The organism is Streptomyces sp. NPDC111606 (assembly GCF_055656945.1).
Window position 1 is genome coordinate 493,275 of sequence record NZ_JBVKBY010000003.1, and the last position, 23,402, is coordinate 516,676.

Consider the following 23,402-nt stretch of genomic DNA (forward strand, 5'->3'; position numbering starts at 1 on the left):
GGGGCCCCGCGTCTGCAAAGGAAACGTCAACTTCGCCTGGTCCTGGGAAGCTTGACGCCAATCGGTGTGTTGTTGTGATGTGCAGGACACCCCCACGGGCCCCGCATCGTTGTACAACGTAAGCTGTACCGGTACCGAAACGCGGCAAGTAGGGCGATAAGGCACGACACCCCTCTCTCCGGGCTGCGGCGCGGACGTCCGGGCGGCGTGTCCGAAATAGTGTGCATTGGGTCTGCGGTGTAGAACGGGAGATGTGACGGCAATGGCTACGGAAACTCCCCAGCTCCACGCAGCATGTGCCGTCCTTGCGCCGGGCAGTCCACGGTGACGGGAAAGTCCGCGCGCCCAGGTGAACCGGAGCGCGACACACTCGACAAGGCCGCCGCGGAGAACTTCCCCGTGGCGCCGTTCTTCCTGCCCAGGGCCTGGCGGACCGACCTCATGGCCGTCTACGGCTTCGCCCGCCTCGTGGACGACATCGGCGACGGCGATCTCGCCCCCGGCGGTGCCGACGCCCGTCTCCTCGGCGTGTCGCCCGAGGAGGCCGAGGACCGCCTTGCGTTCCTCGACGCCTTCGAGGCCGACCTGCGCCGGGTCTTCGACGGCACCCCCGGCCACCCCCTGCTGCGCCGCCTGCAGTACACCGTCCGCCGCTGCTCGCTGACCCCCGAGCCGTTCCTCGGCCTGATCGCCGCCAACCGCCAGGACCAGCTCGTCGGCCGGTACGAGACCTACGACGATCTCCTTGCCTACTGCGAACTGTCCGCCAACCCCGTCGGCCGGCTCGTCCTCGCCGTCACCGGCACCGGGACGCCCGAGCGGATCCGCCGTTCCGACGCGGTGTGCACGGCGCTGCAGATCGTCGAGCACATCCAGGACGTCGCCGAGGACCTCGGCCGTGACCGGATTTATCTGCCCGCGCAGGACATGAAGCGTTTTCACGTCCAGGAAACCGATCTGGCGGCAAAAACAGCGGGCGCATCGGTGCGCGCACTGGTTGCATACGAAGCCGAACGTGCTCTGGACCTCCTGAATGAAGGCACCCCCCTGGTGGGTAGCGTCCACGGCAGACTCAAGCTGCTGCTGGCGGGTTTCGTGGCCGGGGGGAGGGCGGCGATCCGTGCGATCGCCGCCGCCGAATACGACGTACTTCCCGGCCCGCCCAAGGCCAGCAAGCTCCAGCTGCTGCGCGAGGTGGGCGTGACTCTGCGAGGAGAGGGGTGATCCGGACCGTGGAGTCTGCACCACACGCGTCCGCACCGGTACTCGCCGCCTACAGCTACTGCGAGGCCGTCACAGGGCAGCAGGCCCGGAACTTCGCCTATGGCATCAGGCTGCTGCCCACGTCCAAGCGCCGCGCGATGTCGGCGCTGTACGCGTTCTCGCGCCGCGTCGACGACATCGGCGACGGCGCCCTGAGGGGCGAGGTCAAGATCGCCAGGCTCGAGGACACCCGGAAGCTGCTGACCCGCATCCGCGACGGAGCGGTCGCCGAGGACGACACCGACCCCGTTGCCGTCGCTCTCGCCCACGCCGCCGGCGCCTTCCCGATTCCGCTCGGCGGCCTGGACGAGCTCATCGACGGCGTCCTGATGGACGTACGCGGCGAGACCTACGAGACCTGGGACGACCTGAAGGTCTACTGCCGCTGCGTGGCGGGCGCCATCGGACGGCTCTCGCTCGGCGTGTTTGGCACCGGGCCCGGCGCGCGCGGCGCCGAGCGCGCCCCCGAGTACGCCGACACGCTCGGGCTGGCCCTCCAGCTCACCAACATCCTGCGGGACGTCCGCGAGGACGCCGAGGGCGGACGCACCTATCTGCCCTCCGACGATCTCGCGAAGTTCGGCTGCTCGGCCGGCTTCAGCGGGCCGACCCCGCCGGAGGGCTCCGACTTCGCGGGCCTCGTGCACTTCGAGGTGCGTCGGGCCCGCGCCCTGTTCGCCGAGGGCTACCGGCTGCTCCCCATGCTGGACCGGCGCAGCGGCGCCTGCGTCGCCGCGATGGCCGGCATCTACCTGCGCCTCCTCGACCGCATCGAGCGCGACCCGGAGGCCGTGCTGCGCGGCCGGGTCTCACTGCCCGGCCGCGAGAAGGCCTACGTCGCCGTGCGGGGTCTGTCCGGTCTGGACGCCCGGCATGCGACCCGCCGAACCGTCAGCCGTGCCGTCAGGAGGCGCGCCTGATGGACATTCCGGTCCAAGGTGATGCCACCGGCGAAAAGTGGCGGGCAACCCTCCGCTGCCGAGGCGCGTCCCTGACTGAGACGACCGGCCGTGCACCGTTCAAGCACTTGCACGGCGGTCGGTCAGGGGAGGGTGCACGATGACCGACGGCACGCCGCCACAAGGGTCGCTCGCCGACGTCCCGTCAGGGTCCGGGAAGGACGCCGTCGTGATCGGCGGTGGGCTCGCCGGTATCACCGCCGCGCTCGCCCTCGCCGACGCCGGAGTGCGCGTCACCCTGATCGAGGGCAGGCCGAGACTCGGTGGCCTGGCCTTCTCCTTCCAGCGCGGCGACCTGGTCGTCGACAACGGACAGCACGTATATCTGCGCTGCTGCACCGCCTACCGCTGGTTCCTCGACCGGATCGAGGGCACGGCGCTGGCACCGCTGCAGGACCGCCTCGACGTGCCCGTCGTAGACGTCGCGCGGCCCGAGGGACGGCGCCTGGGCAGGCTGCGGCGCGACGCGCTGCCCGTACCCCTGCACCTGGGCCGGAGCCTGGCGACGTATCCGCATCTGTCGCTCGCCGATCGCGCCAAGGTCGGGCGCGCCGCGCTCGCGCTCAAGGGGCTCGACCTCGCGGATCCGACCCTGGACACCCAGGACTTCGGCAGCTGGCTGACCTCGCACGGTCAGTCGGCGCGTGCCGTCGAGGCCCTGTGGGACCTGGTCGGGGTCGCCACGCTCAACGCGGTCGCGGGCGACTCCTCGCTGGGGCTCGCCGCGATGGTGTTCAAGACCGGTCTGCTGTCCGACCCGGGCGCGGCCGACATCGGATGGGCGCATGTCCCGCTGGGCGAACTGCACGACCGGCTGGCCCGCAAGGCGCTCGACTCCGCGGGCGTTCGTACCGAGGTCCGTACACGAGTCACCTCCATCTCCACTGACGAGAACGGACGTTGGAGCGTTCAGGTTCCCGGCGAGACCCTGCGGGCGGACACCGTCGTGCTCGCCGTTGCCCAGCGTGAGGCCTACGACCTGCTGCCCGAGGGTGCCCTCGACGCTCCCGAACGGCTGCTGGAGATCGACACCGCACCGATCCTGAACGTGCATGTCGTGTACGACCGCCAGGTGCTCAGCCGGCCCTTCTTCGCGGCGCTCGGCACCCCGGTGCAATGGGTGTTCGACCGCACCGCTGCCTCCGGGCTGCGCGGCGGCCAGTACCTCGCCCTGTCCCAGTCGGCCGCGCAGGACGAGATCGACGCACCCGTCGCCGCGCTGCGCGAGCGGTATCTGCCCGAGCTGGAGCGGCTGTTGCCCAAGGCGCGGGGCGCGCAGGTGAAGGACTTCTTCGTGACCAGGGAGCGCACGGCGACGTTCGCTCCCGCTCCAGGCGTCGGGCGGCTGCGGCCCGGCGCTCGTACCAAGGCACCCGGTCTGTATCTGGCCGGAGCGTGGACCGCCACAGGGTGGCCCGCGACCATGGAGAGTGCGGTCCGCAGTGGCGTGAGTGCGGCCGGCGCCGCGCTGAGCGCCCTGGGCCGGCCCCGCCCCAGCCACCTCTTCGACGTAGAGGAGGCGGCGTGATGCTGAACCAGCACAGGGCGGCAGGCCCCCGCATCCCCGGTACCGCAACAAGAGGAGAGAACGTGCCCACTGTGCCCCCGGCCTCGAAGGCCGCTCGAGAGACCGCGGTCGACGTGACCGCGCTCCTGGAGCGCGGTAGGACCCTGGCCACGCCGGTACTGCGGGCGGCGATCGACCGCCTGGCCCCTCCCATGGACACCGTTTCCGCCTACCACTTCGGCTGGATCGACGCCGACGGCAACCCCACGGCCGGCGACGGCGGCAAGGCCGTACGCCCGGCCCTCGCGGTGCTCTCCGCCGAGGTCACGGGCGCCGCGCCCGAGGCCGGCATCCCCGGCGCCGTCGCAGTCGAGCTGGTCCACAACTTCTCGCTGCTGCACGACGACCTGATGGACGGCGACGAACAGCGCCGCCACCGCGACACCGTCTGGAAGGTGCACGGGCCCGCGCAGGCCATCCTCGTCGGCGACGCCATGTTCGCGCTCGCCAACGAGGTCCTGCTGGAGCTCGGCACCGTCGAGGCCGGCCGCGCCACCCGCCGCCTTACCACCGCCACCCGCGCCCTCATCGACGGCCAGGCGCAGGACATCTCCTACGAGCACCGCGACCGCGTCAGCGTCGAGGAGTGCCTGGAGATGGAGGGCAACAAGACCGGCGCCCTGCTCGCCTGCGCCAGTTCCATCGGCGCCGTGCTCGGCGGCGCGGACGACCGCACCGCCGACATCCTGGAGAAGTACGGCTACCACCTGGGCCTCGCCTTCCAGGCCGTCGACGACCTCCTCGGCATCTGGGGCGACCCCGTCTCCACCGGCAAGCAGACCTGGAGCGACCTGCGCCAGCGCAAGAAGTCCCTGCCGGTCGTGGCCGCACTCGCGGCGGGCGGCTCCGCCTCCGAGCAACTCGGCGAGATCCTCGCCGCCGACGCCAAGAGCAGCGACTTCGAGAACTTCTCCGAGGAAGAGTTCGCCGCCCGCGCCGCCCTCATCGAGGAGGCGGGCGGCCGCGAGTGGACCGCCGACGAGGCGCGCCGTCAGCACGCCATCGCCGTCGAGGCCCTCGATGCCGTCGACATGCCCGACCGGGTGCGGGACCAGTTCACGGCACTCGCCGACTTCGTCGTCGTACGAAAGAGATGATCACCACCGGGCGAAAAGAGATGATCAGTATCGGTCGAATAACCCTCGCTTAGTCGCCGGCCGGTGCAGCGTGAACCAGCGCACCGGCCGACGGCGGACCCACAGCAGACGCACTATCAGTAGCACTGCACGAAGGGGAAGCCATGACAGCGACGACCGACGGAAGCACCGGGGCACTGCCACCCCGGGCAGCCGCGGCCAGCGACACCGACAGCGAAATCCCCGTGGCGGCCGGGGTCCACGAAGCCGCCGTACGCGCCGCCCGGCGCGCCACCGACTTCCTGCTGGCGCAGCAGGACGCCCAGGGCTGGTGGAAGGGCGACCTCGAGACGAACGTCACCATGGACGCCGAGGACCTGCTGCTCCGTCAGTTCCTGGGCATCCGCGACGAGAAGACCACGCAGGCCGCCGCGCTCTTCATCCGGGGCGAGCAGCGTGAGGACGGCACCTGGGGCACCTTCTACGGCGCGCCCGGCGAACTCTCCGCCACCATCGAGGCCTACGTCGCCCTCCGCCTGGCCGGCGACGCGCCCGACGCCCCGCACATGGCGACAGCGTCCGCCTGGATCCGCGAGCAGGGCGGCATCGCCGCCTCCCGTGTGTTCACCCGGATCTGGCTGGCCCTGTTCGGCTGGTGGAAGTGGGAGGACCTGCCCGAACTCCCGCCGGAGCTCATCTACTTCCCCAAGTGGGTCCCGCTCAACATCTACGACTTCGGCTGCTGGGCCCGGCAGACCATCGTCCCGCTGACGGTCGTCTCCGCCAAGCGCCCGGTACGGCCCGCGCCCTTCCCGCTCGACGAGCTGCACACCGATCCGGCCCGCCCCAACCCGCCCAAGCCCCTTGCTTCGGCGGCCAGTTGGGACGGCGCCTTCCAGCGACTCGACAAAGCACTGCACCAGCTGCGCAAGGTCGCCCCGCGCAGGCTGCGCAGAGCCGCCATGAACAGCGCCGCCCGCTGGATCATCGAGCGGCAGGAGAACGACGGCTGCTGGGGAGGCATCCAGCCGCCGGCGGTGTACTCGATCATCGCCCTGTACCTGCTCGGCTACGACCTCCAGCACCCCGTGATGCGGGAGGGGTTGGCGTCGCTGGACCGCTTCGCCGTCTGGCGCGAGGACGGGGCCCGGATGATCGAGGCCTGCCAGTCGCCGGTCTGGGACACCTGCCTCGCGACCATCGCGCTGGTCGACGCGGGTGTGGCCGCCGACCATCCGCAGCTCGTCAAGGCCGCCGACTGGATGCTGGGCGAGGAGATCGTCCGGCCCGGTGACTGGGCGGTCAAGCGGCCCCAACTGCCTCCGGGCGGCTGGGCGTTCGAGTTCCACAACGACAACTACCCCGACATCGACGACACCGCGGAAGTGGTCCTCGCGCTGCGCCGGGTCAGACACCACGACCCGGAACGGATGGAGCGGGCGATCGGCCGCGGGGTGCGCTGGAACCTCGGGATGCAGTCGAGGAACGGGGCGTGGGGCGCCTTCGACGTCGACAACACCAGCCCGTTCCCCAACCGGCTGCCGTTCTGCGACTTCGGCGAGGTCATCGACCCGCCGTCGGCGGACGTCACGGCCCACGTGGTGGAGATGCTGGCCGTCGAGGGTCTCGCCCACGACCCGCGCACCCGGCGCGGCATCCAGTGGCTGCTAGCCGAGCAGGAGCCGGACGGCTCGTGGTTCGGGCGCTGGGGCGTGAACTACGTCTACGGCACCGGATCCGTCGTACCCGCCCTGGTGGCGGCCGGCTTCCCGGGCTCGCACCCGGCGATCCGCCGCGCGGTGAGCTGGCTGGAGTCCGTCCAGAACGACGACGGCGGCTGGGGCGAGGACCTGCGCTCCTACAGGTACGTCAAGGAGTGGAGCGGCAAGGGCGCCTCCACGGCCTCGCAGACCGCATGGGCGCTGATGGCGCTGCTGGCGGCGGGGGAGAAGGACTCCAAGGCCGTCGAGCGCGGCGTCGAGTGGCTCGCGGCGACCCAGCGCGAGGACGGCTCCTGGGACGAGCCGTACTTCACCGGCACCGGCTTCCCCTGGGACTTCTCGATCAACTACCACCTCTACCGGCAGGTCTTCCCGCTCACCGCACTCGGCCGGTACGTCCACGGGGAGCCCTTCGCCGACAAGTCCGAGCCTTCCCTCGCCGGGGCCAAGGTGAGCTGATGAGCCCACAGCCCGCCCCGGCCCCGCTGCTGATCGCCTGCGCGCTCGGCATCGAGCACTTCGCCCTGCGCACGAGCGATCGCGGCGGAGCGGGCGGGCCGGTCACCGTACTGCGGACCGGCATGGGCCCTCGGGCGGCGGAGCGCTCCGTCACCCGGATCCTGCGTGACCCGGCCCTCAGCGGTGCCGCCGTGCTCGCCACGGGGTTCTGCGCGGGGCTCGCGCCCGGAATGCATCCCGGCGATCTGGTCGTCGCCGAGGAGACCCGGGATCCGGGTGGAACCATTCCGTGCGTCGGGACCGACCTACTCGTCAAAGAGCTCGCGCGGACCATTCCCGGCCGCACCGTCCACACCGGACCCCTCACCGGATCCGATCACATCATCCGTGGTCAGGAACGGTCCGATCTGCTCTCGACCGGCGCAATCGCGGTCGACATGGAATCGGCGGCCACGCTGCTGGGCGCGGTGCGCGCGGGCGAGCGCCCAGTTGCGGCCGTCCGGGTGGTCGTGGACGCTCCAGAACATGAACTCGTCCGGATCGGCACGTTGCGCGGTGGAATATCAGCTTTCCGCGTCCTTCGTTCCGTTCTACCCGCATTCTTTGAATGGCACCGTTCTTTGTTGCTCCCCAGGAGGTGAGCCAGATGGCCATGCCGCTGCGTCAATCCATCAAGGTCGCTACTTACTTGGCCGAACAGAAGCTCCGCAGGCGGGACAAGTTTCCGCTGATCGTCGAGCTGGAACCGCTCTTCGCCTGCAACCTCAAGTGCGAGGGCTGCGGCAAGATCCAGCACCCGGCCGGCGTTCTCAAGCAGCGCATGCCGGTGGCCCAGGCCGTGGGAGCGGTGCTCGAGTCCGGTGCGCCGATGGTGTCCATCGCGGGCGGTGAGCCCCTGATGCATCCGCAGATCGACGAGATCGTGCGGCAGCTGGTGGCCAAGCGGAAGTACGTCTTCCTGTGCACCAACGCCTTGCTGATGCGCAAGAAGATGGAAAAGTTCAAGCCCTCCCCCTTCTTCGCCTTCGCCGTGCACATCGACGGCCTGCGCGAGCGCCACGACGAGTCCGTGGCGAAGGAGGGTGTGTTCGACGAGGCGGTGGAGGCGATCAAGGAGGCCAAGCGGCGCGGCTTCCGGGTCACCACCAACTCGACCTTCTTCAACACCGACACCCCGCAGACCATCATCGAGGTGCTCAACTTCCTCAACGACGACCTCAAGGTCGACGAGATGATGATCTCGCCCGCCTACGCCTACGAGAAGGCCCCCGACCAGGAACACTTCCTGGGCGTCGAGCAGACCCGTGAGCTGTTCAAGAAGGCCTTCGCGGGCGGCAACCGCCGCAAGTGGCGGCTGAACCACTCGCCGCTGTTCCTCGACTTCCTCGAGGGCAAGGTCGACTTCCCGTGCACCGCCTGGGCGATCCCGAACTACTCGCTGTTCGGCTGGCAGCGCCCCTGCTACCTGATGAGCGACGGGTACGTCCCGACGTACCGCGAGCTGATCGAGGAGACCGACTGGGACAAGTACGGCCGAGGCAAGGACCCGCGCTGCGCCAACTGCATGGCGCACTGCGGCTACGAGCCCACCGCCGTCCTCGCCACCATGGGCTCGCTCAAGGAGTCGCTGCGCGCCATGCGCGAGACGGTCTCCGGAAACCGGGAGTGACGCCATGACCGCCATCTCCTTGGGCGTCCCCGAGGTACCCCTCCGGCCGATCGCCGAGCGGCGTGTGTCGCGGCAGATCCAGGTCGGTCCGGTGGCGGTCGGGGGCGGTGCCCCTGTGTCGGTGCAGTCGATGACGACGACGCGTACGTCGGACATCGGCGCCACTCTCCAGCAGATCGCGGAGCTCACGGCCTCCGGCTGCCAGATCGTGCGCGTGGCGTGTCCGACGCAGGACGACGCGGACGCGCTCGCGACGATCGCCCGCAAGTCCCAGATCCCGGTGATCGCGGACATCCACTTCCAGCCGAAGTACGTGTTCGCCGCGATCGAGGCCGGCTGCGCGGCCGTACGGGTCAATCCCGGCAACATCAAGCAGTTCGACGACAAGGTCAAGGAGATCGCGCGAGCGGCCAAGGACCACGGCACGCCGATCCGCATCGGCGTGAACGCCGGGTCGCTCGACAAGCGGCTGCTGCAGAAGTACGGCAAGGCGACGCCGGAGGCCCTGGTCGAGTCGGCGCTGTGGGAGGCGTCGCTCTTCGAGGAGCACGATTTCCGGGACATCAAGATCTCGGTCAAGCACAACGACCCGGTCGTGATGGTCGAGGCCTACAAGCAGCTCGCCGCCCGGTGCGACTACCCCCTCCACCTCGGTGTGACGGAGGCGGGCCCGGCGTTCCAGGGCACGATCAAGTCGGCCGTCGCCTTCGGCGCGCTGTTGTCCCAGGGCATCGGGGACACCATCCGGGTCTCCTTGTCGGCCCCGCCGGCCGAGGAGGTCAAGGTGGGCATCCAGATCCTGGAGTCCCTGAATCTCAGGCAGCGGCGCCTGGAGATCGTCTCCTGCCCGTCCTGCGGCCGCGCCCAGGTCGATGTCTACAAGCTGGCCGACGAGGTCACGGCGGGCCTGGAGGGCATGGAGGTGCCGTTGCGTGTCGCCGTCATGGGGTGTGTGGTGAACGGCCCCGGTGAGGCGCGGGAGGCGGACCTGGGGGTTGCCTCCGGCAACGGCAAGGGCCAGATCTTCGTCAAGGGCGAGGTCATCAAGACCGTCCCCGAGTCCAGGATCGTCGAGACCCTGATCGAAGAGGCGATGAAGATCGCCGAGCAGATGGAGCAGGACGGGGACGCCACGGGCGCCTCCATCGTCACGGGGAAACCAGAAGTGACTGTGAGCTGAAACCAGGCACGGACCGAGAGGGGGCCCGAGCGTGACGATTTTGGAGAGCATCCGGGGACCACGCGACCTGAAGGCGCTGTCCGAGGCGGAACTCGGTGAACTGTCCGACGAGATCAGGGAGTTCCTGGTGCACGCGGTCGCCAGGACCGGTGGACATCTCGGACCCAATCTGGGGGTGGTGGAACTCTCCATCGCGCTCCACCGGGTCTTCGAGTCGCCGGTCGACCGCATTGTCTGGGACACCGGTCATCAGAGCTACGTACACAAGCTTTTGACGGGGCGCCAGGACTTCTCCAAGCTGCGCGGCAAGGGCGGCCTGTCCGGCTACCCGTCGCGGGAGGAGTCCGAGCACGACATCGTCGAGAACAGTCACGCCTCCACCGCGCTCGGCTGGGCCGACGGGCTCGCCAAGGCGCGCCAGGTCCAGGGCGAGAAGGGACACGTCGTCGCGGTGATCGGCGACGGTGCGCTGACCGGCGGCATGGCCTGGGAGGCGCTCAACAACATCGCGGCCGCCAAGGACCGGCCCCTGATCATCGTCGTCAACGACAACGAGCGCTCGTACGCGCCCACCATCGGAGGCCTGGCCAACCACCTGGCCACCCTGCGCACGACCGACAGCTACGAGAGGGTCCTGGCCTGGGGCAAGGACGTACTGCTGCGGACACCGCTGGTGGGCCCCACGGTCTACGAGTCGCTGCACGGCGCGAAGAAGGGCTTCAAGGACGCCTTTGCGCCGCAGGGCATGTTCGAGGACCTGGGTCTGAAGTACGTCGGCCCGATCGACGGGCACGACATCGGCGCCGTCGAGTCCGCGCTGCGGCGGGCCAAGCGCTTTCACGGGCCGGTGCTGATCCACTGCCTCACGGAGAAGGGGCGCGGCTATGAACCCGCCCTCGCCCACGAGGAGGACCACTTCCACACCGTCGGCGTGATGGACCCGCTGACCTGCGAGCCGCTCGCGCCGTCCAACGGCCCGTCCTGGACGTCGGTGTTCGGCGACGAGATCGTGCGGATCGGCGAGGAACGCGAGGACGTCGTGGCGATCACGGCGGCCATGCTGCATCCCGTGGGGCTCGGCAAGTTCGCGGAGCGGTTCCCGGACCGGGTCTGGGACGTCGGGATCGCCGAGCAGCACGCGGCCGTGTCGGCGGCGGGGCTCGCGACGGGCGGGGTGCATCCGGTCGTCGCCATCTACGCCACCTTCCTCAACCGTGCCTTCGACCAGTTGCTGATGGACGTCGCGCTGCACGGGTGCGGGGTGACCTTCGTGCTGGACCGGGCCGGCGTCACGGGCGCCGACGGGCCCTCCCACAACGGCATGTGGGACCTGTCGATCCTCCAGGTCGTGCCTGGCCTCAGGATCGCCGCGCCGCGCGACGCCGACCAGCTGCGGGCGCAGCTGCGGGAGGCGGTGGCCGTCGACGACGCGCCCACTCTGGTGCGGTTCCCCAAGGAGTCGGTCGGACCGTCGATCCCGGCGGTGGACCGGGTGGGCGGCCTGGACGTGCTGCACCGGGACGCGGGCGAGCCGGAGGTCCTCCTGGTCGCGGTCGGCGTGATGGCGCCGGTGTGCCTCCAGGCCGCCGAACTGCTCCAGGCGCGCGGCATCAACTGCACCGTCGTCGACCCACGGTGGGTCAAGCCGGTCGACCCCGCGCTCGCGCCGCTCGCCGCCGAACACCGGCTGGTGGCCGTCGTCGAGGACAACAGCCGGGCGTCCGGGGTCGGCTCCGCCGTGGCGCTCGCGCTGGGCGATGCCGAAGTCGACGTACCCGTACGGCGGTTCGGCATCCCGGAGCAGTTCCTCGGACACGCCAAGCGGGGCGAGGTGCTCGCCGACATCGGGCTCACGCCCGTGGAGGTCGCCGGACGGATCAGCGCGAGCCTCGCCCTGAAGGAGGCGGAGGGCGGCCACGACGGTCGTACCGGCCGCGATCAGGGTCGTGCCGGCGGCCATGAAGGTCGTGCCGTCGTGCCGGTCAAGAAGAAGGCCGTCAAGGAGAAAGCCCTCAAGGAGAAAGCCGAATGACCACGGAGTTCGACCTCGGCAGACTCCTCGCCGAGCGCGGAGCCGAGCGCTACGAGCTGCACACCAGGCACCTCAACCACCAGCTGCCGCGCATGCTGCACACCATCGGCTTCGACAAGGTCTACGAGCGGGCCGAGGGCGCCTACTTCTGGGACGCGGACGGCGACGACTACCTGGACATGCTCGCCGGGTTCGGGGTGATGGGCCTGGGGCGCCACCACCCCGTCGTCCGCAAGGCGCTGCACGACGTCCTCGACGCCCAGCTCGCCGACCTCACCCGCTTCGACTGCCAGCCGCTGCCCGGTCTGCTGGCCGAGAAGCTGCTCGCACACAGCCCGCACCTGGACCGCGTCTTCTTCGGCAACAGCGGTACGGAGGCGGTGGAGACCGCGCTGAAGTTCGCGCGGTTCGTCACCGGCAGGCCGCGGATCCTGTACTGCGACCACGCCTTCCACGGGCTGACCACCGGCTCGCTGTCGGTCAACGGCGAGTCCGGCTTCCGGGACGGCTTCGCCCCGCTGCTGCCCGACACGGCCGTACCGCTCGGCGATCTCGACGCCCTGGCAAGGGAGTTGAAGAAGGGCGACGTCGCCGCCCTGATCGTCGAGCCGATCCAGGGCAAGGGCGTGCACGAGGCCCCGAGCGGCTACCTGCGGGCCGCCCAGGACATGCTGCACAAGCACAAGGCACTGCTCATCGCCGACGAGGTGCAGACGGGACTGGGCCGCACCGGGGACTTCTACGCCTACCAGCACGAGGACGGTGTGGAGCCGGACCTGGTGTGTGTGGCCAAGGCGCTCTCCGGCGGATATGTGCCGGTGGGCGCCACCCTCGGCAAGGACTGGATCTTCAAGAAGGTCTACTCGTCCATGGACCGCGTGCTGGTCCACTCGGCGAGCTTCGGATCCAACGCACAGGCCATGGCCGCGGGGCTCGCCGTGCTGTCCGTCATCGAGGACGAACAGATCGTCGCGAACGCGCGGGCGACGGGGGAGCAGCTGAGGTCGCGGCTCGCGGCGCTGACCGACAAGTACGAGCTGCTCGCCGACGTCCGCGGCCGGGGCCTGATGATCGGCATCGAGTTCGGCAGGCCCGACTCGCTGAAGCTGCGGAGCCGTTGGACCATGCTGCAGGCCGCGCGCAAGGGCCTGTTCGCGCAGATGGTCGTCGTACCGCTGCTGCGGCGGCACCGGATCCTCACCCAGGTCTCCGGGGACCACCTGGAGGTGATCAAGCTGATCCCGCCGCTCATCATCGGCGAGCGCGAGGTGGACCGGTTCGTCGACGCCTTCACGGACGTGATGGATGATGCCCACAGTGGGGGCGGGCTGATGTGGGACTTCGGCAAGACGCTGATCAAGCAGGCGGTCGCCAACCGCTGACATCCGGGGCCGTGAGCAGCTTTTGCCTCTGAGGCAAGAAATTTGCCGCAGAGGCAAGTATCCGGCTGAATGGAGAGCATGAGCTCTCCCGAGACCGAGCCAGAACCCGAGACCGAGACCGAGCCGGGACTCGGGGCGGAGACTGACGCGTCCGGGCCGGTCGATGCCCTGCCGGCCGTCGCGCCCCAGCTCCGCGCGCTGCGCCGCCGTGCCTCCCTCACCCTGGAGGCCGCGGCCCGCGCCGCCGGGCTGTCGCCCGCGCATCTGTCCCGCCTGGAGACCGGGCAGCGCCAGCCCTCGCTGCCGATGCTGCTCGCGCTCGCACGCATCTACGGTACGACCGTCTCCGAGCTGCTCGGCGAGACGGTCGCCGACCGGGACGCCGTGGTGCGTGCCGCCGACATGGAGCCGATCGCGGCCGGCGGCTGGACGTACTGGCAGGCGGGCGCGTCCGGGCGTGGCATGCAGGCCCTGCGCGTGCACGTGCCGTACGGCTCGCAGGGCGACATCGTGCGCGTGCATCCCGGCGAGGAGTGGCTCCACGTCCTCGAGGGGCGGCTGCGGCTGCGCCTCGGGGACGCCACGCACCGGCTCGCGCCCGGCGACAGCGCGCACTTCGACTCGCTCACCCCGCACCGGATCGCCGCCCTGGATCAGGACGGGGTCGAGCTCCTGTTCGTCCACACCCTGCTGCAGAGCCCCACGGCCACGCTGTGCCTGGGCCCCACCCCTGGAGAGACGCCATGAGCAACATGGAGGAGAAGTTCCCTCGCGCCCTGTGGGTGCGGCTCATCATCTACATCGCGGTGGGGCACCTCTTCGCGGCGTTCATCTACCTGCTGTTCGAGATGGGCGCACAGCAGTAGCCGGGAGGGGGCCGCTCGGCGTCAGTCGAGCAGTCGCTCCCGCAGCCGCTCCCGGGTCTCCGGGGTGAGCCGCAGGCCCTGCTCCAGGTACGTTTCGACGCCGCCCCAAGCCTCGTCGATCGTGTCGAAGGCCGCCGTCAGGTACTCGGCCCGCGCGTCGAACAGGGGGCTGAGCAACTCCATGACCTCGGGCGAGTAGGCCGAGGCGTCGCTGCCGCTGCGGCGCACCTTGTAGCGGCGGTGCTTGGCGTTCGACTCCAAATAGTCGGCGACGATCGCCTCGCGCTCGACGCCGAGGGCGAGCAGTGTCACGGCGATGGACAGGCCTGCGCGGTCCTTGCCGGCCGCGCAGTGCATCAGGGCGGGGACGCTGTCCTGCGCGAGGGAGTGCAGCACCTGGGAGTGCTCGGCGGTGCGCTCCTTGATGATCATGCGGTAGGAAGCGATCATCCGGCCGGCGCCCTTGCCGTCGGCCAGGATCTCGCGAAGCTGGTCGAGGTTGCCGTCCCGGACCATCTTCCAGAACTCGGCACCGTCCGCGGGGTCGGACAGCGGCAGGTTCACATTGCGTACGCCCCGCAGCTCCACGTCGGCGCCTTCGAGCTTCTGGTCGGCCGCGTTGCGGAAGTCGAAGATCGTGTGCAGCCCAAGGGTGTCGAGGAAGGCCGCGTCGTCCTCGGTCGCGTGCGCGAGGTGGCCGCTGCGGAACAGAACCCCGTGTCGCACCCGCCGTCCGTTCATGGTCGGCAGTCCGCCCACATCACGAAAATTGCGAACTCCGGCCAGCTCGGGCTCGGTCGACGGGATCTGCTGCGTCACGGGGGCTCCTCCCAGTCGGCCCCGTCGACGCGGCTCGGCGATGCGGTCGACGGGGTGCGCACTCGACGATACGACATGGCTTCCTGGGCCAATGAGTTGTCCACAGGCGTTGCCTCGGGATCGCCGGACCCTTGATGATGTTGGTACTTGGTGGTACCTGTTCGTATCTGTTTCAGATCTGTGAGGGCTTGATGCTGGAGATCTCCGACAACGGCCGTACGTGGCTCCTCTCCGGGCCGACCAGCAGTTATGCCGTCCATCTGACGGACGCCGACGAGCTCCTGCACCTGCACTGGGGCCCGCGCATCGCCCTCGCCGACGCAGAGGCCCTCGCCGTACGCCCGCTGCCGGAGTACTGGCCCTTCGAGTCCCCGCTCGATGGCCGTGAGGAGTACCCGGTCGAGGGCGGCCCCCGCTTCGTACGACCCGCCTTGTCCGTTCGCACCGACGAGCGGCGTGGCACCGAGTGGGCGTTCGAGCGGTACGAGACCGAGGGCGACGAGCTGCGGTTGCGCTTTCGTGACGGCGGGCTGGACGTCACCCTGCACTACCGGATGCGCGCGGACGTCGTGGAGCGCTGGGTGACCCTGGACAACCAGGGACCCGTCCTGGAGCTGCTGCGCGCGGACTCGGCCACCTGGACGCTGCCCGACCGGGACGGCCGGCGGTTGTCCCAGCTGCACGGACGGTGGGGCGCCGAGTCCCGGCTCACGCAGGCCCCCCTCACCTATGGGGAGAAGGTCATCGGCAGCCGTCGCGGACACACCGGGCATCAGCATCTGCCCTGGGTCGCGCTCGACACGGACGCCACCGAGGAGCGCGGCGAGGTCTACGGCTGCGCTCTCGGCTGGTCGGGGTCCTGGCGTATCGCCGTGGCGCACCTCCCAGACGCGCGCGTCCAGATCACCGGTGGTGCCGGATACGACGACTCGGGCCTGCTGCGCCTCGCGACGGGGGAGTCCTTCACGACGCCCGTCTTCGCCGGCCTGTGGAGCGACGGTGGCTTCGGCGGGGCCAGTCGCGCCTGGCATGCGTACCAGCGCGCGTACGTGATCCCGGACGCGGACCGGGACCGGCCGGTGCTGTTCAACTCCTGGGAGGCAACGGAGTTCGACATCTCCGAGGAGCAGCAGAGCCTGCTCGCGCGGCGTGCCGCGGCCATCGGCGTGGAGCTGTTCGTCGTCGACGACGGCTGGTTCGGGAAGCGCACCAGCGACCGCGCCGGACTCGGAGACTGGACACCCAACCCCGACCGCTTCCCGTCCGGGCTCAAGCCGCTCGCCGAGTACGTGCACGCGCTCGGCATGCAGTTCGGCATCTGGGTCGAACCAGAAATGGTCAATCCGGACAGTGACTTGTATCGCGCGCATCCAGAATGGATTCAGCATCAAATGGGACGAAAGCGGACGGAGCTCCGTAATCAGCTCGTACTGAATCTCGCGCGCGACGACGTTCAGGAATACCTGTGGGGGCAGCTCGACGGACTCCTCTCCTGCGCCCCGATCGACTATGTGAAGTGGGACTTCAATCGCTGCTTCACCGACGCCGGCTGGCCCGGTGAGGCGTACCCGCAGCGCCTGTGGCTCGACCATGTGCGCGCGCTCTACGACCTGCTGGACCGGCTGCGCGCCGCTCACCCCGGCGTCGCCTTCGAGTCCTGCTCGGGCGGCGGCGGACGGATCGACCTCGGCGTGCTCAGCCGTACCGACCAGGTGTGGACCTCGGACAACACCGACCCTCTCGACCGGCTCGCGATCCAGCACGGCTTCAGCCAGATCCATCCGGCGAGGGCCACGGCCGCCTGGGTCACCGACAGCCCGAACGCCATGCTCAACCACCGGGCCGCCTCCCTGCGCTTCCGGTTCGTGAGCGCCATGGCCGGCGTGCTCGGCGGCGGCGGCGACCTGACCCGGTGGACCGAGGAGGAGCTCGCCGAAGCGCGGGAGTGGGTGACGCTTTACAAGCAGATCCGGCCCGTGGTGCAGCGCGGCGACCTCTATCGGCTGCGGCCTCCGGCGGGCGGCCTCAGTGCGGAGCAGTACGTGCTCGGTGACGAGACGGTCGTCCTGGCCTGGCTCCAGGCCCAGAGTTTTGGCGAGCCCGCCCCGGCGCTGCGACTGCGTGTCCTCGACCCGACAGCATCGTACGAATGCCTTGAAACGGGCGAAGTTCACCGAGGGGCGGTATTGGTGCATCACGGACTTCGCACCGACCTGCGTGGCGACCTTGATGCGACGGTTATCCGACTGCGTCGCATCTAGGAGTTCTGTCCGAATTGGCACCTTCATTCCAACTCGCTCTGGAGTAAAGGGAGCTGGAGAAGTGTCACGTGAGGAGCGTCATATTCGTGACCGTGCGTCGCTCGTCATGTTCACGTAATTCACGTGCTTTTCGAGGGGTTTTGAGTCGGGCGACGTCCCGACAATTTACGGAGTGTGACCGGTAATTCCCACAAGGGATCAACAGGAACGCATTCGGACGGAACCCCTCACTTGTTCCCGTGCGTCTTTCTCGCTTACGTTCCACACCAATCCGGACGGACGCCTAATCCTGCCGCCGACCGGATCCCGCGCTAACTCACCCGTACCCGGCAGGAGCGGGGGACCCACAGGTACAACCGCCTGTTCCGGTCTCCGGAACGGCTTGGGGTCAAGTCGCGTCCCGACGCGACCGGGCATCTCCAGCCCGCACCCGACAGCTCACCTCGCAGGCGCCGGAGAGGAATTCGCCATGCCCGCGAAGGGTAAGCATCGCCGCCCGAAGTCCCTGCGCTTCACCCGCTCCATCGCCGTCGCCGGAACCGGTGGCGCTGCTCTGGCTCTCCCGCTCATCGGAGCCACCGGCGCCCACGCCGCTCCTTCTCAGTCCGTTTCGGAAAAGGCCGTTCAGTCCGCTCCGGTCGCCGAGAAGAAGGCCGAGAAGAAGGCCACCGACAAGAAGGCGAACGCGCGGACCTATTCGGTCAAGGTCGGCGACTACCTTGCGAAGATCGCCGACGACCAGAACGTCAGCGGTGGCTGGAAGAAGCTCTACGCCGACAACCGTGAGGCCGTCGGCGCGGACCCGGCGCTGATCCACCCGGGTCTGAAGCTCACCATCGGCGGCAAGAAGGCCGAGACGAGCGCCCCCAAGTCCTCGTCCGCGCCCTCGTCTTCCTCCTCCGCGCCTTCGAAGTCGTCCTCGGACACGACCGCCTCGAAGTCCTCGGCGTCCAAGGCTGCCGCGTCGAAGACCACCACGACCGCCCAGAGCGCCGAGAACACCAGCGCCTCCAGCGGCTTCTCCGCCCCCCTCGACGGCGCCACCCTCGGCACCGCCTACAAGGTGGCGGGCAGCATGTGGTCCAGCGGCTACCACACCGGTGTCGACTTCTCCGCCCCGACCGGCACCCCGCTGAAGGCAGTTGGTGCGGGCACCGTCGTCTCGGCCGGCTGGGGCGGCGCGTACGGCAACCAGGTCGTCATCCAGCTCGCCGACGGCCACTACGCCCAGTACGCCCACCTGTCCTCGCTGTCCGTCTCCAGCGGCCAGTCCGTGACGGCGGGCCAGCAGGTCGGGCTCTCCGGCGCGACCGGCAATGTCACCGGCCCGCACCTCCACTTCGAGATCCGCACCACCCCGGACTACGGCTCGGACCTGGACCCGGTCGCCTACCTCCGCTCGAAGGGCGTCTCCGTCGGCTGACGCCTGCCGCGAAGCCACCTGCCTGACACGCTGCCGAAGGCCGGACCCCGATCCCCGGGTCCGGCCTTCGGTCTGCGTGCGGAGGGCTGTGTGGCGGTTGCGCCCACAACACCCCTGATCAGAGGGTTATTCCACGTTTGGTGAACACTTTAGGAGTGGCTTATCTCACCGATCGTCAACCCCGTCCTACGGTCGCGTAGGTCACATTCGAAGGTGAATCATGGGCCGATGTGGCAGACGATTCGAAGAGTGACAGCAGATCAGTGATCGGGTCGTACGTTGCGGTGGGGGACAGCTTCACCGAGGGCGTCGGCGACCCCGGCCCCGACGGGGCGTTCGTCGGTTGGGCCGACCGGTTCGCGGTCCTGCTCGCGGACCGACGACCCGAGGGCGACTTCAACTACACGAACCTCGCCGTGCGCGGCAAACTGCTCGACCAGATCGTCGAGGACCAGCTTCCGAAGGCCGTCGAACTGGCCCCGGACCTGGTCTCGTTCTGCGCGGGCGGCAACGACATCATCCGGCCCGGCACCGATCCCGACGAGGTCGCCGAGCGCTTCGAGCGGGCGATTGCCCGGCTCACCTCCGAGGTCGGCGCCGTCATGGTGACGACCGGTTTCGACACCCGTGGCGTGCCCGTGCTGAGACATCTGCGCGGCAAGATCGCCACCTACAACGGTCATGTACGGGCCATCGCCGACCGGTACGGATGTCCGGTGCTCGACCTGTGGTCCCTGAAGACCGTTCAGGACCGCCGGGCCTGGGACCACGACCGGCTCCACCTGTCTCCCGAGGGGCACACGCGCGTGGCGCTGCGCGCGGGCCAGGTCCTCGGTCTGGAGGTCCCGGCCGACCCGGACCAGCCCTGGCCGCCGCTCCCGCCCCGTGGCACCCTCGACATCCGCCGCGACGACGTCCAATGGGCCCGCGAGTACCTGGTGCCCTGGATCGGGCGGCGCCTGCGCGGCGAGTCCTCGGGGGACCACGTCACGGCCAAGGGCGCGTTGTCCCCGGACGACATCAAGATGCGGATCGAATCGGTGGCTTGAGAGCGGTTCGCGACCGACCCGCGATCGGCTTCGCGGGTGACGTGCAGGTGTGGGCCGTGCCGACGTGTGATCGGTACGGCCCACACATGCGCCGGCGTCAGCGCGACGACGCCGTCAACGCCTCCCGCTCCAGCCCCAGTTCCCGGGCGAGCGCCTCGTCCACCCACTCCTGGGCACGCGCGCGTGAGACCGCGCCGCGGTACGACGTCATCTGCACGGCGAGCCCGTCCAGGAGGGCCGTCAGGCGCAGGGCTGCGCCCATGGGATCCGGGCAGCGGAACTCGTCCGCGGCCACGCCCTCCGCGATGACCTCGGCGATGGCGGCCTTCCACTGCCGGTCCAGGTCCCGCGTGACCTCCTGCAGCGCGGGTTCGCGCAGCGCCGCCGCCCAGCCCTCGATCCACAGTCGCCAGCCCTTGGCCTGGCCGGTCGGCGCGTACCAGCGCACTGCCGCGCGCAGCCGGCGCAGTGCCGTCGTACGACGCCCGAGGACCCGTCGCAGACGGGCCAGGTCGCCCTGGGCCGCGTACGTGAACGCGGCGGCGACCAGCTTCTCCTTCGTGGCGAAGTGATAGAGCACCAGCGCGTTGCTCACCCCGAGCGCCGCGGCCACGTCGGCGATCCTGACCGCCGCCACGCCCCGCGCCTCTATCTGCTCCACGGCGGCACGCAGCAACTCCTCACGCCGCTCCGCCACGCTCAACCGCACTCTTGCCACTCGGCCACCCTAAGGCTTGCAGCGGGCCGTTCCCGGGCCGCGGTCGAGTCGGGGCCCGGGGCCTTTGCGGTCACCGGAGTTGACCGAACCGCTCGGCGATCACCGGCAACCGGTCCTCCGCGATCGCGTGCGCGGCGGCCCGGGGCGTCGTCCCGTCGGTCTCGGCCCGGGCCAGGGTGAGGTCGGTCAGGGCGCGCATCGAGCGCCGGGTGTGGGCGAACGCCTCGTCCGCGTCCGGACCCACGTCGCCGAACAGCGTCCACCACCACCAGGCGTTCGTGGCCGAGTTGACCACGACGTCCGGCAGCACGGTCACGCCCCGCGCGGCCAGCAGCTCCTCCGCCTCCGGCCGTACCGGCATGTTGGCCGCCTCGGCGATCCAGCGGGCGGTGATCCGCCCCTGATTGGCGGCATCGATCACATAGGAGACGGCTGCCGGAACCAGCACCTCCGTCTCGGCCGACAGCCAGGCGTCACCCGGCAGTTCGCGGTCGCCGGGCCGCAGCGCCGCCCGGTCGACCGTGCCGTACGCGTCCCGTGCCGCCAGCAGGGTCTCGATGTCGAGGCCCGCCGGGTTGGCGATCGTGCCCTTGATGTCGGCGACGGCCACGACGGTGAGCCCCGCGCGCGTGAGGAAGCGCGCCGTGGCCCCGCCCATGGTCCCGAGCCCCTGCACGGCGGCGCGCGTCCTCCAGTACGGCACACCGGCCCTGTCCAGGGCGGTGAGCACCGACTCGGCGACCCCGCAGCCGCCGACCAGCTCGTCGAGCCCGATGCCGTCCACCTCGACCGCGAAAGCGTCCGCGAGCCGGGTGCGGGCGCCGGCCTCGTCGTCGAGCAGCGGATACACGGCCTGGACGGACGAGACGAGCCCCGCCTCGGCGGCGGCCCGCTCGACCACGTCCTGGGAGAGCCCGAGGTCCTCGCCCGTGGTCCAGAGGTTCTCGATGTAGGGCCGCATGGTCCGCAGATAGCGCACGAGGACCCCGTACGCCTCCGGATCGCGGGGGTCGCAGTCGATGCCGCCCTTGGCGCCGCCCAGGGGGATGTACCTGGCCTCGGGGTCGTAGTGCAGGGCTTCCTTCATGCTCATGCCGCGGGCGAGCCCGGTGACCTCGTCGAGCGTGCAGCCCGGACGCATGCGCAGCCCGCCGCTGGACACGCCCCGTACCAGCCGGTCGACGACCAGGAAGCCCTGGCGGCCGGTGACGTGGTCGGTCCAGGTGAGCGACAGCAGGGGCGTGGCCATGGGGTCTCCGGGGTGAGGGAGGGGAGAGGGGAGGGTGAGCGAGGGCCGCGTGCCGCGCGCGGCTACTGAACGATGGGTCAGTATCGGAGGGAGGGCGGGGACATGTCAATGATTGGCCTGGATCTCCAGGGGCGGGGTGACTTGCCGAGGCGATTCAGGACCACCGGCCGGGGGGCAGGGGGCGTGGGACCGGGGGGCGTCCGGGGTTGTCGGAGGGGCCGACCATAATGGAATGCCTCACCGACTCCACCTGGAGGTACCGTGGCCGGTTTCCGTCTTCCGAGCTCCGGGCTGCGTGCCCTGCGGCCCGAGGCTTTCGGCGTGGACCCGAGCGGTGAGCGCATGGCGCGCATCCGCAGATCACCGCACTTCCGGGACGGGGTCTTCCAGAACCCCGGGGGTACCGCGCGGACCAGACCTTCCGGATCGATGCTGGAGTTCGCCAAGGTCTTCTTCGACCGGGACACCCGGCCCCACCGTGTCCCGAAGGGCACCGTGCCGGTGCACCCCACCACCTACGCCGACCTGGCGAAACCGCCTGTCAGCGGGCTGCGCCTGACCTGGATGGGGCACTCCAGCGTCCTCGCGGAGATCGACGGCCACCGCGTGCTCTTCGACCCCGTGTGGGGCGAGCGCTGCTCCCCCTTCCCCTTCGTCGGGCCCAAGCGGCTGCACCCCGTGCCGCTGCCGCTCGCCCAGCTCGGCCCGGTCGACGTCGTGGTCATCTCGCACGACCACTACGACCACCTCGACCTGCCCACGATCAAGGCACTGGTCGGCACGGACACGCTCTTCGCCGTACCGCTCGGCGTCGGCGCCCACCTGGAACACTGGGGCGTCTCGGCCGACCGGGTGCGCGAGCTGGACTGGCACGAGACGACGAAGGTCGGCGGCCTCAGCCTGACGGCCACCCCCGCCCGCCACTTCTGCGGCCGGGGGCTGCGCAACACCCAGCACACGCTCTGGGCGTCCTGGGTCGTCGCTTCCGACGAGCACCGGATCTACCACAGCGGGGACACCGGCTACTTCGACGGCTTCACGGACATCGGCGCCGACCACGGCCCCTTCGACGCGACGATGATCCAGATCGGCGCCTACTCGGACTTCTGGCCCGACATCCACATGACGCCGGACGAGGGCGTCCGCGCCCACCTCGACCTTCAGGGCGGGGACCCGACCGCGGGCGTCATGCTGCCGATCCACTGGGGCACCTTCAACCTGGCGCCGCATGCGTGGGCGGAGCCGGGGGAGTGGACGATGCGCGCCACGCACAAGGCCGGGGCCACGATGGCGGCCCCGCGCTGCGGCGAGCCCTTCGAACCTGCCTCGATGCCGCCCCTGACGCCGTGGTGGCGTGAAGTGGCCGAGACGCCCGCCGAGGGATGGCCGACCTGGCCGCCGGTCGCGTCGGGGCCGGACGGGGCGGCGGTCGTCTAGCGAGGGTTCTGTACGGGGCCGGTTGCTGTATTGAGTGCCTGCCCCAGTGCAGCTGCCGCCCCACTTGCTGCGCCTGCCCGAGTGCAGCGTCCGCCCAGTGCAGCGGCCGTCCCATTTACAGGGCCCCGCCCCGTGCGGCCACTGCCCCAGTGCGGCGGTCGCCCCCACTTGCTGCGCCTGCCCGAGTGCAGCGCCCGCCCAGTGCAGCGGCCGTCCCATGAATGGCGCCGGCCCCAGTGCAGCGGGCCCCATCCACAGCGCCTGTCCGAGTG

At 70.1% G+C, this 23,402-nt stretch carries 20 protein-coding genes and 1 riboswitch; of the genes, 17 read left to right on the forward strand and 3 right to left on the reverse strand.

Annotated features, from left to right (window positions below):
• Window positions 1–294: 294 nt before the first annotated feature.
• From hpnC to ACZ7M7_RS14010, 13 genes are all read left to right on the forward strand, one after another.
• Window positions 295–1,224 (forward strand): squalene synthase HpnC, encoded by a 930-nt coding sequence (gene hpnC / locus ACZ7M7_RS13950; protein ID WP_472116040.1) that lies wholly within the window; start codon window positions 295–297, stop codon window positions 1,222–1,224.
• Complete coding sequence (gene hpnD, locus ACZ7M7_RS13955) at window positions 1,221–2,183, forward strand: presqualene diphosphate synthase HpnD (protein WP_472116043.1); 963 nt, start codon at window positions 1,221–1,223, stop codon at window positions 2,181–2,183. The genes hpnC and hpnD overlap by 4 nt, the downstream gene beginning before the upstream one ends.
• Window positions 2,183–2,326 (forward strand): DUF6380 family protein, encoded by a 144-nt coding sequence (locus ACZ7M7_RS13960; protein ID WP_383600427.1) that lies wholly within the window; start codon window positions 2,183–2,185, stop codon window positions 2,324–2,326. Before hpnD ends, ACZ7M7_RS13960 begins: the two co-directional genes overlap by 1 nt.
• The gene (hpnE, locus tag ACZ7M7_RS13965; RefSeq protein WP_472116047.1) at window positions 2,323–3,750 is read left to right on the forward strand and encodes a hydroxysqualene dehydroxylase HpnE; all 1,428 of its coding nucleotides are present in this window, start codon (window positions 2,323–2,325) and stop codon (window positions 3,748–3,750) included. Before ACZ7M7_RS13960 ends, hpnE begins: the two co-directional genes overlap by 4 nt.
• Before the next feature lie 71 nt (window positions 3,751–3,821).
• A complete protein-coding gene (locus ACZ7M7_RS13970) occupies window positions 3,822–4,886 on the forward strand; it encodes a polyprenyl synthetase family protein (protein WP_383601188.1) in 1,065 nt (354 codons plus the stop codon).
• 143 nt (window positions 4,887–5,029) lie between these two features.
• Window positions 5,030–7,045, forward strand: coding sequence for a squalene--hopene cyclase (gene shc, locus ACZ7M7_RS13975; RefSeq protein WP_472116050.1), 2,016 nt, complete (start codon window positions 5,030–5,032; stop codon window positions 7,043–7,045).
• Window positions 7,045–7,686, forward strand: a complete 642-nt coding sequence (locus ACZ7M7_RS13980) for a phosphorylase family protein (protein WP_472116053.1) — start codon at window positions 7,045–7,047, stop codon at window positions 7,684–7,686. The genes shc and ACZ7M7_RS13980 overlap by 1 nt, the downstream gene beginning before the upstream one ends.
• Before the next feature lie 5 nt (window positions 7,687–7,691).
• Window positions 7,692–8,714 carry an adenosyl-hopene transferase HpnH gene (hpnH, locus tag ACZ7M7_RS13985; protein ID WP_383600415.1) on the forward strand — a complete coding sequence of 341 codons (1,023 nt, stop codon included), beginning with the start codon at window positions 7,692–7,694 and terminating at the stop codon, window positions 8,712–8,714.
• Window positions 8,715–8,718: 4 nt separating this feature from the next.
• Window positions 8,719–9,894, forward strand: coding sequence for a flavodoxin-dependent (E)-4-hydroxy-3-methylbut-2-enyl-diphosphate synthase (ispG, locus tag ACZ7M7_RS13990; RefSeq protein ID WP_383622007.1), 1,176 nt, complete (start codon window positions 8,719–8,721; stop codon window positions 9,892–9,894).
• A gap of 31 nt (window positions 9,895–9,925) precedes the next feature.
• Complete coding sequence (dxs, locus tag ACZ7M7_RS13995; protein WP_472116057.1) at window positions 9,926–11,926, forward strand: 1-deoxy-D-xylulose-5-phosphate synthase; 2,001 nt, start codon at window positions 9,926–9,928, stop codon at window positions 11,924–11,926.
• Entirely contained in the window at window positions 11,923–13,308 is a 1,386-nt protein-coding gene (locus tag ACZ7M7_RS14000) for an aspartate aminotransferase family protein (protein WP_472116060.1), read from the forward strand. The genes dxs and ACZ7M7_RS14000 overlap by 4 nt, the downstream gene beginning before the upstream one ends.
• 78 nt (window positions 13,309–13,386) lie before the next feature.
• A complete protein-coding gene (locus tag ACZ7M7_RS14005; protein WP_472116063.1) occupies window positions 13,387–14,055 on the forward strand; it encodes a helix-turn-helix domain-containing protein in 669 nt (222 codons plus the stop codon).
• Window positions 14,052–14,174, forward strand: a complete 123-nt coding sequence (locus ACZ7M7_RS14010; RefSeq protein ID WP_383600400.1) for a DUF6126 family protein — start codon at window positions 14,052–14,054, stop codon at window positions 14,172–14,174. The genes ACZ7M7_RS14005 and ACZ7M7_RS14010 overlap by 4 nt, the downstream gene beginning before the upstream one ends.
• 21 nt (window positions 14,175–14,195) lie before the next feature.
• Here the strand turns inward: ACZ7M7_RS14010 and ACZ7M7_RS14015 are convergent, their stop codons facing one another.
• Window positions 14,196–14,993, reverse strand: a complete 798-nt coding sequence (locus tag ACZ7M7_RS14015) for a tyrosine-protein phosphatase (RefSeq protein ID WP_472116066.1) — start codon at window positions 14,991–14,993, stop codon at window positions 14,196–14,198.
• Window positions 14,994–15,184: 191 nt separating this feature from the next.
• Between ACZ7M7_RS14015 and ACZ7M7_RS14020 the strand changes: the two genes are divergently transcribed.
• The 3 genes from ACZ7M7_RS14020 to ACZ7M7_RS14030 all read left to right on the forward strand — a co-directional run bounded on the left by ACZ7M7_RS14020 (window position 15,185) and on the right by ACZ7M7_RS14030 (window position 19,726).
• On the forward strand, window positions 15,185–17,254 hold the full coding sequence (locus tag ACZ7M7_RS14020) for an alpha-galactosidase (RefSeq protein WP_472116069.1): 2,070 nt from the start codon (window positions 15,185–15,187) through the stop codon (window positions 17,252–17,254).
• A gap of 307 nt (window positions 17,255–17,561) precedes the next feature.
• Window positions 17,562–17,719: riboswitch (cyclic di-AMP (ydaO/yuaA leader) on the forward strand.
• 4 nt (window positions 17,720–17,723) lie between these two features.
• Window positions 17,724–18,677 (forward strand): LysM peptidoglycan-binding domain-containing M23 family metallopeptidase, encoded by a 954-nt coding sequence (locus ACZ7M7_RS14025; protein ID WP_472116072.1) that lies wholly within the window; start codon window positions 17,724–17,726, stop codon window positions 18,675–18,677.
• Window positions 18,678–18,940: 263 nt separating this feature from the next.
• Complete coding sequence (locus ACZ7M7_RS14030) at window positions 18,941–19,726, forward strand: SGNH/GDSL hydrolase family protein (RefSeq protein WP_383601185.1); 786 nt, start codon at window positions 18,941–18,943, stop codon at window positions 19,724–19,726.
• A 97-nt stretch (window positions 19,727–19,823) separates the two neighbouring features.
• Here ACZ7M7_RS14030 and ACZ7M7_RS14035 read toward each other — a convergent pair whose 3' ends face one another.
• Window positions 19,824–20,444, reverse strand: a complete 621-nt coding sequence (locus ACZ7M7_RS14035) for a TetR/AcrR family transcriptional regulator (protein ID WP_383600388.1) — start codon at window positions 20,442–20,444, stop codon at window positions 19,824–19,826.
• Between the two features lie 70 nt (window positions 20,445–20,514).
• Complete coding sequence (locus tag ACZ7M7_RS14040) at window positions 20,515–21,693, reverse strand: Glu/Leu/Phe/Val dehydrogenase dimerization domain-containing protein (protein WP_383600386.1); 1,179 nt, start codon at window positions 21,691–21,693, stop codon at window positions 20,515–20,517.
• Window positions 21,694–21,954: 261 nt separating this feature from the next.
• On the opposite strand from ACZ7M7_RS14040, the gene ACZ7M7_RS14045 reads away from it, so the two are divergent.
• Complete coding sequence (locus ACZ7M7_RS14045) at window positions 21,955–23,130, forward strand: MBL fold metallo-hydrolase (RefSeq protein ID WP_383600383.1); 1,176 nt, start codon at window positions 21,955–21,957, stop codon at window positions 23,128–23,130.
• The last annotated feature ends 272 nt before the right edge of the window (window positions 23,131–23,402 follow it).